General features: G+C 43.9%; 3 protein-coding genes, 1 rRNA gene and 1 pseudogene. 4 read left to right on the top strand and 1 reads right to left on the bottom strand.

Annotated elements, in window-relative coordinates; translation table 11 throughout:
- Positions 1-144: 144 nt before the first annotated feature.
- From rrf to QUA02_RS32830, 3 genes are all read left to right on the top strand, one after another.
- Positions 145-262, top strand: a 5S ribosomal RNA gene (rrf, locus tag QUA02_RS32840).
- Between the two features lie 364 nt (positions 263-626).
- The gene (locus QUA02_RS32835; protein ID WP_333033908.1) at positions 627-1067 is read left to right on the top strand and encodes a helix-turn-helix domain-containing protein; all 441 of its coding nucleotides are present in this window, start codon (positions 627-629) and stop codon (positions 1065-1067) included.
- 145 nt (positions 1068-1212) lie between these two features.
- Positions 1213-1488 (top strand): transposase, encoded by a 276-nt coding sequence (locus tag QUA02_RS32830; protein ID WP_333033907.1) that lies wholly within the window; start codon positions 1213-1215, stop codon positions 1486-1488.
- Positions 1489-1964: 476 nt separating this feature from the next.
- Here QUA02_RS32830 and QUA02_RS33805 read toward each other — a convergent pair.
- Positions 1965-2036 (bottom strand): annotated as a pseudogene (locus QUA02_RS33805) (hypothetical protein); the annotation flags it as partial.
- Positions 2037-2175: 139 nt separating this feature from the next.
- On the opposite strand from QUA02_RS33805, the gene QUA02_RS32825 reads away from it, so the two are divergent.
- Positions 2176-3573 carry an IS4 family transposase gene (locus QUA02_RS32825; RefSeq protein ID WP_333033906.1) on the top strand — a complete coding sequence of 466 codons (1398 nt, stop codon included), beginning with the start codon at positions 2176-2178 and terminating at the stop codon, positions 3571-3573.
- Positions 3574-4019 lie beyond the last annotated feature (446 nt).

The following is a 4019-nucleotide window of genomic DNA, read 5'->3' as shown; positions in this document are numbered from 1 at the left end:
CGTTGATAGGCGTTAAGTGGAAGTCCTGAGAGGGATGAAGCTGAGGCGTACTAATAGACCGAGGGCTTGACCTCTATGCCAAAGATGGTAATTGATGATGACTTAATTCTATGCAGTCTTCAGGGTTCTACCCTTACAGCTTTTCTAGGTGTCTATGACGCAGTGGCACCACTCCGATTCCATCCCGAACTCGGTTGTTAAACGCTGCGGTGGCGAAGATATTTGGCGGGTCACTGCCTGAGAAAATAGCTCGATGCCTGGGACAATATCAACACACAGCCTCTCTCTGTAGTACAGATAGGGGCTGTGTTATTTTGTGCTATTAAATAAAATATTCAAATTAAACCTAGTCAATCCGAGCAGCTAATTATAGCAACCGCCCAGGCGGTTAGGACACTAAACGTAAGACATACTCGATCCCATCGCGCAGGCAATCAAACTGTCCAAATAGTTTTGGGATACGACTCTTGAGCCAAGACTGACGAGGTGATAATACCACTTTCATAAAATAGTGCTACAGTTGATAGATGTTATGGTTATGATTTATTAGCCGAGTAAAGGAGATCAAATGTCAGTCGTGGGTCAAGATTAACATTACCGAAACAGAAGAAGAAATCAAAGCTCTTTTGGGGAAAGCTAAAGATGCCTACAGCCACGAAAAACTGCTGGCGCTCTATTGGCTCAAAACCCAAACCGTAGAAACTGTATGGTCAATAGCTGTCCAGCTAGGAAAACCTCGCACCACGGTGCAGAGATGGTTGTCTAGTTATCGTTCTGGGGGAATGACAGAATTATTATATCAGAAACAACGTTCGGGAAGACCAAGAATAATCAACCCTGAAACACTGGAGAGATTAGAGAAAGAACTGCAAGAACCCGCAGGATTCAAGAGCTATAAAGAAGTCCATCAATGGTTGACAAGCTGTTGTGAAATAGAGGTGTCATATCGCACAGTACATCAGTGGGCGAGATATCGACTGAAAGGAAAATTAAAGGTGCCACGTCCCGTGAGCGAAAAACAGAAAAAAGGTGCAGTAGAAGAATTAAAAAAAAACTGCCATCCTTGATAAAAGCCAGCCTGAGTCAAAGTGAGAGCTTTTTAAAGCAGTGGTATAAAATCCGATATTGGAGCCAAGACGAAAGTCGAATGGGGCGACACACAATGTTCATTGAAGGAAATTAACGGGCATTGGCATTAAGCCTCACGGAGCAGTGCAATGGGACTTTATATATCTGTGGTTATATGGAGTAGTAGAACCTCAAACAGGAGAGGGATTCTTTTATGAATTTACCCATCTAGATACAGTGTGTTTTGAAAAATTTTTTGAGCTATTTGCCGCTGCTGATCCCGATGATTTGCATATCATCCAACTAGACAATGGAGGATTTCATAATTCATTGAACCTAAATATACCCGAAAACGTAATTTTATTGTTTCAACCGGCTTATAGTCCGGAAGTGAATCCAATAGAAAGGCTGTCGGGGTAGATCAAGGAACAATTGAAATGGTTGAGATTTGATGGCATAGAAGAATTGAGAGAGACAGTGCAAAAAGAGTTAAAAAGCTGACTAACGAAGTGATTGCTTCTTTGACGGGATATCCATTCATATTAGAGGGTTTATCTGTAGCAGGAATTTAGGAAAATGGTATAACCCCTCTGAAAACCAGATAGGGAAACCAGTGAGGCTCCTTAACCTCGAAAAAAATGGCAGCTTATTGACATAGTTATTGACAATAACTATGGAAAGCGATCGCCCTCTTGCTTCATTTTCCATTGTCTCAACCCGCAAAAGTAGCGATTACTTGCCTCTATAGCCTTTCTCAGAAAGATGGAGTACGCCGAAACCCTGTGTTGTAAAGCTTTTGAAGTTGAATTATGTACCTCATCTATCCAAGAACCGCTATATCTTTTTTGTTCTAGATCGACTTAAACTATTTTCTAGCTAAGCTTTCAAGTTGCTTGTCACCCCGTCAGGAGCCAAGACCAGCATTTTTCAATTTTATTGATCTCGGGTAAATAGGGAGGGAGATACCATAATTCCTAGGTGTCAACTTAAGCTCAAACGTAGTGCCAGACTGCTGTTTGACGATTTTGGCCACCGTTCCCCCCCTTCTTAAGGCTTGTCATTACCAACATATTTTAAAGTGGAACTGAGGTGTATTAGAGTCAGAGTATGAAATTGAGTAATTTCACAGACCTCCAGACTTGGGCTGTTGAACAGTGGGGAGATGCCGAGTTGGGGGATAGTCGTCGTACAGACAGAGCGATAGTCGTAGGAGCAGCACTCGAAGCGAACCCAGCAGCAAGTCTACCAAATATCATGGAAGGCTGGAATGAAGTCAGAGCAGCCTACAGATTGTTTGCAGAAGCAGAAGTTACTCACAGTGAGTTGATTAAACCACATACGACCGCAACTAAAGCAAGAGCCAAAAACAGCTCGCAGAAGGTTGTCCTATTTATCCAAGACACATCAGAACTAGATTACACAAAAGCACGAAACATAGAAGGGTTAGGACATATCGGCGACGGTAGAGGGCGAGGGATAATGCTGCATAATTGCTTGGCAGTAGTACCAGTGCCGGGAAACCCGGAGATATTGGGACTGGCAGGACAAATACCTTGGGTACGCAGTCACCAGAGCCCAAATCTCGAAATTGAGAACATTTCACAGGAATTACTCAGAACCGAAAGTGAAGGTGAAATTTGGTCGGAGATGGTCGAATCAATCGGCGAAGCACCAGCGGTTAATTCAATGTGGGTAAGTGTTGGGGACCGAGGCAGCGATATCTTTTCATATATCCGACGTACTACGGCATTGCATTGGTACTGTTTACTGCGGGTCACTCAAAATCGTGTAATTACCAAACCAGACGCAACACTCGGACATCTTAAAGCCTTTTCTCGTAGCTTGAAACCAATGGCACTCAAAACGATTGTGCTACGTGGTCGCAATGGCGAACCCAAGCGTGATGTGGATTTACAGGTTGCTTGGTCACCGTTAATAATTCAACCGCCAGCGACGGGTAATGAAAGAAAACAGCAGCCAATTCATGGTTGGTGTATACGTGCTTGGTCAGTAGATGGTGATTTGGAATGGATTCTGTTTACAACAGTACCTGTAACAGATGCCAACTCTGCCTTAATCCAACTCGACTGGTACGCTTGTCGCTGGTTGATTGAAGAATATCATAAGTGCCTGAAAACTGGTTGTGCGATCGAAAAACGTCAATTAAATTCTGCCAATGCCTTAGTCACATTACTTGGGTTTTTTGCGGTCGTCGCCGTGCGATTATTACAGCTACGCCAAATTAGTCGCAGTCATCCCCAATTGCCGGCTCAACACTTTGTACCCCCGATCATGCTAAATATTTTAGTCGCTCGCCTTGGTTTGTTGTCAAAAAATTTAAGTCTTGGTGAGTTTTGGAAATATGTTGCCCGTTTGGGAGGTTTTCTGGGACGTAAAAATGATGGGCTTCCTGGTTGGCAAACCCTATGGCGAGGATTTAGTCGATTGATGGATATGTGCTGGGCTGCTGATTTTACAACCCAGTCGTTTGAAAAATGTTGGTAATGACAAGCCTTAAGAAGGCAGGACCAATTCATTGTAAAAGGAGGAAAATCTTGTGCAAGTGGTGACCTAGGAGACGACGTGCTGCCGTCAGTGACTGATAACCCTGTTGCCTTAAGATATTCATCGCCATAGCGGGTGTTACTGACAGATTCGGTGGCAGCAATCTATCGTGAATTCGGCTGCCATCCTCCTGCAACACTACATCTTTTACCCAATGCAAACGGTTCTCAATGCCCCCATGCTGTCGAATTCCTTTCTTCGACTTCTGGAGCTGCTAAAGCCAGACTGGTGATGTAATAAGCGACCTGATGGTAAGGCTTGCCAGATCGTGTTTCTGTGCGCTCTACTTTAATCCAACATTGCAGTCCCACCCACTCACGGCTAGGGCGTGTTTTCAAACTACAACCACAACAGAATGCAGGCGAGCGTAATCATGGCTGTATAAT

Source organism: Microcoleus pseudofavosus SVA1_A4, assembly GCF_036700565.1.
Lineage (GTDB): Bacteria > Cyanobacteriota > Cyanobacteriia > Cyanobacteriales > Microcoleaceae > Microcoleus.
The sequence above is the reverse complement of the archived record's forward strand: the minus strand, read 5'-3'. Positions and strand labels throughout refer to the sequence as shown.